This is a genomic window from Microcystis sp. M53602_WE12, assembly GCF_030065455.1.
GTDB lineage: Bacteria > Cyanobacteriota > Cyanobacteriia > Cyanobacteriales > Microcystaceae > Microcystis > Microcystis aeruginosa.
The window spans coordinates 1-3,341 of record NZ_JASJFB010000794.1 but is presented as its reverse complement, the minus strand read 5'-3'; the positions used below and the strand labels follow the sequence as shown (position 1 = coordinate 3,341).

Here is a 3,341-nt window from a genome sequence, read left to right as displayed (position 1 = left end):
GTAGGAAAGCATGGGGATGAAGGTATGATAGCGAGATATGTAAAAGAACAAGATAAAGAATACCTGCAGCTACACCAAAATCTACAATTGAGTCTATTTTGATTCTGATACCCCGTCCGCTTGCGGCGGGGTAGTTCATTCGGAAAATTTTCTGGAAAATTGGCCCCATTAGCCATGACCTCATCTAGAATACTGGCCAGACAAGTCTAGAAAGAGTCACGGCGATCTATGACTAACAGTAATTATGATTCCGAGTTGACAGTTTTGGGATTACCCGCAGCCAAAGGTAGATGGTTATTAATACCTCTAGGAATGGGCGTTTTACTCTGTTTAGGGACGGTGTACTCTTGGAGTATCTTTAGAAAACCCCTAGAAACAGAGTTAAATCTCAGCGCCACAGAAAGCCTATTACCCTACACTGTGGCTTTAGTATTTTATGCCGCTTCTATGCCGATCGCCGGTTTTTATATCCCCCGGGTAGGCACTCGCAGGATGACCGCTATCGGCGGAATTATCGTCGGTTTAGGCTATATTCTCGCTAGTTTTGCCGCTCAGATCCAGACAATTATTCTGACCTACGGAGTCATTGCTGGCACGGGAGTCGGCATCGCTTACGGTGTTCCCATGGCAGTGGTGGCACGCTGGTTTCCCGACAAAAAAGGTTTAGCGGTGGGTTTAACTATCATCGGATTTGGCCTTTCTCCCCTGATTACCGCACCTTTAGCCAATCGATTAATCAATGAATATAGCGTTAGACCAAGTTTAAGATTTTTGGGGATTATCTTTACAATAATTATTGTGATTATTGCGATCACAATGAAGTTACCCCCTCAAGACTGGCAACCTCCCGCCAATTTAGCTAATCGAAAATCCGACTTTCAGGCCAATTATCCGGTGAATATGCTGAAAAGTCGCTCATTTTATGGTTTATGGCTTTGCTATGCTATTGGTGCTTTAATTGGCTTGAGCGCCATCGGTATTTCTAGTCCTGTGGCTGAGGAAATTATCCAGATCGAGCCGGGGTTAGCGGCTAGTAGTGTTGCTCTATTTGCCTTGTTTAATGGTATTAGTCGTCCTTTGTTCGGTTGGTTGAGCGATCGCTGGAAACCCCATTATTTAGCGATCGGGGCCTATACACTCATTTTGATCGGTTGTCTGTTGATGGTCAAGGCTGAAAAAGGGGCGGTTACTAGCTATCTAGTGGCTTTTTGTCTATTTTGGTTCTGTTTAGGGGGATGGTTAGCCTTAGCTCCCGCTACCACTCTCCACTTCTTTAATCCTGACCACTACGCCCAAAATTACGGTATTGTTTTTACTGCCTACGGTGTTGGTGCTTTGATCGGAACTTTAGTAACCGGTAGAATTCGCGATTGGTTCGGTACTTACACTTATGCTTTTTATGCTATGGCTGTATTGGCAATACTGGGTATTTTTCTCGCTAGTGCCTTACTGAAAAGAGAGCGATCGCATTTATCAAATCCTAGCTAAGGGAGTTAATCTTACCCTAGAGTAGATACTGCTGCTATTTTACACCAATTAAAAGTAAAAGTAGGCTACAGATAACTAGGATAGGGGGCGGGGAAATGGGAGACTTGACCAGTTATCAGTAAACAATAATCAGTGATACGGTTCTTCTCGACTTTTTGTGATATTTTTTACTTATGTATGTAATAATTTTTGCTTATAAAATATTGAAATGTTTACTGGAAAAGACTTTTAGGACTATTTTGCTGAAGAAACTATCAGTATAGACCCCGTTTCCACACAGAAACCAGAAGAGCCGTGATAGGATAATTAGTGGTCTGTCAAGATTGAATTGAGGGATAAATCTCCTTCTGCTTGTCTTAATCGACCATTTTAAAACTGAAAGATTATTAGATTCCCACTCGCTATTGGAAGGGGATAGATTTAGGTCAAGGTCATCGTTTGCTTGGCAGAAAAAGTCAACACCAATTGATGAGGATAGACAATTTCTACGCCGATTGTTTCGAGGAATGCTCCCTTTTCTGTCTGAGTTGCACAGACAAAATTTCCCTGCTCATCATATTTAACCCAATCTCCAAATAATTCTACTAGATAAGCTTCCCCATTTTTGAGAATTTCTACAATTGTCCCAACTGTGCCGATAGGAGCTATTCCACCATCAATTAAAGGTAGCTCTTCCCTTAGTATAACACCATCAAACAATTGAAACTTACTCATTTTCAATCTCCTAAACTATCGGGTACTGCTGTGACAAATCTGGCCACATCTTCTCCTCTCAAAACAATAGACCTCGACCTAATCTAATAAAATCACAATAATAGGATATTATAAAACAAAAACCAACTTAAACACTAATATGATTAAACGAATTAAAGCATTGAATGAGCTAGAATTTGACTCGGCAAAATCGGGGGAGCCAGTCTACGGAAAATATAAAAAACTATTCGTTTATATAGAGTTAGGTAAAGAAGAGGAGTATCGAGGAAACCCTCAAGATAACCAGAAAACCCAATACCGACTTTTTCGTCGGTGTAAGGTGGAATACTCGAAAACGGAAGAAGAATCAGAACAAGGTATCTACCAATATGACGAAACAAATATCGATGTCATTTTGTACTGGTAGAGGTAACATTGGACAGCATAGGTCTTTTAATCGCCCTTTTTCGGGGTGATTGTCGATCTTGAATCAAATCTCGGTTTTCCTCGAGGAAAGAAATTAACTGATCATCAGGGATTTCTCGGAACTCGCCAGTTTTCAATAAAACAGTAGCCATGGTAAATCGAACTCCTGAATATTCGTCTCGATCGCTATGAAAGCAGATCCTGTCTTGATCATATATCTATTTTTGCTTTATTCCAATAGAGCGATCGCTAAAGAATGATAAAGTAGTTGCTAAAATATCTAATAGAGATCTGTGTCACCCGAATATTCGTCTCGATCGCTATCATAGCAGCCCTCTGCTAACAGGGAGTTCCCTAGAGTCAAAGAAATCACCACTTAGAGGTATATTCATTGCCTTTATTGTTGGGATTTTTTCGGCCACTGCTGACGGCGATAACTGCTATACTGCCCATGAATATTGACCAGATAGGGAACTAGATAGGGTCTGCTGAAAAAGTTTTTCCTAGGGGCAGGGTGTAGGGTGTAGGGTGTGGGGTGTGGGGTTTTACCGATTTTGAGGGGGTCAATTACCTAATTTTCAGGGAAAAAGTACCTGAATTTCCCCCTGATCACTCCCATATCTGGTACTTTTGGATTTCAAAAAAGGCTAAAAGTCTTATCCAGCAAGGTTTTTAGATTTATTCAGCAGACCCTACTTAGCTTAACCAATTAGGTTTTAGATTCAATCCTTGTT

The 3,341-nt window shown here is 41.0% G+C and carries 4 protein-coding genes and 1 pseudogene; 3 read left to right on the top strand and 2 right to left on the bottom strand.

The annotated features are described in order from the left end of the window. Together PX482_RS24315 and PX482_RS24310 are read left to right on the top strand one after the other, a co-directional pair. Nucleotides 1-102: pseudogene (locus PX482_RS24315) on the top strand (IS200/IS605 family transposase); the annotation flags it as partial. Nucleotides 103-228: 126 nt separating this feature from the next. Beyond that, complete coding sequence (locus tag PX482_RS24310; protein WP_288059175.1) at nt 229-1,488, top strand: L-lactate MFS transporter; 1,260 nt, start codon at nt 229-231, stop codon at nt 1,486-1,488. Nucleotides 1,489-1,908: 420 nt separating this feature from the next. Here the strand turns inward: PX482_RS24310 and PX482_RS24305 are convergent, their stop codons facing one another. Next, a complete protein-coding gene (locus PX482_RS24305; protein WP_012266429.1) occupies nt 1,909-2,202 on the bottom strand; it encodes a hypothetical protein in 294 nt (97 codons plus the stop codon). A 160-nt stretch (nt 2,203-2,362) separates the two neighbouring features. Between PX482_RS24305 and PX482_RS24300 the strand changes: the two genes are divergently transcribed. After that, nucleotides 2,363-2,608, top strand: coding sequence for a hypothetical protein (locus PX482_RS24300; RefSeq protein ID WP_288123139.1), 246 nt, complete (start codon nt 2,363-2,365; stop codon nt 2,606-2,608). Nucleotides 2,609-3,004: 396 nt separating this feature from the next. Here PX482_RS24300 and PX482_RS24295 read toward each other — a convergent pair whose 3' ends face one another. Next, nucleotides 3,005-3,064, bottom strand: a complete 60-nt coding sequence (locus tag PX482_RS24295) for a hypothetical protein (protein ID WP_287107536.1) — start codon at nt 3,062-3,064, stop codon at nt 3,005-3,007. Nucleotides 3,065-3,341: the final 277 nt, after the last annotated feature.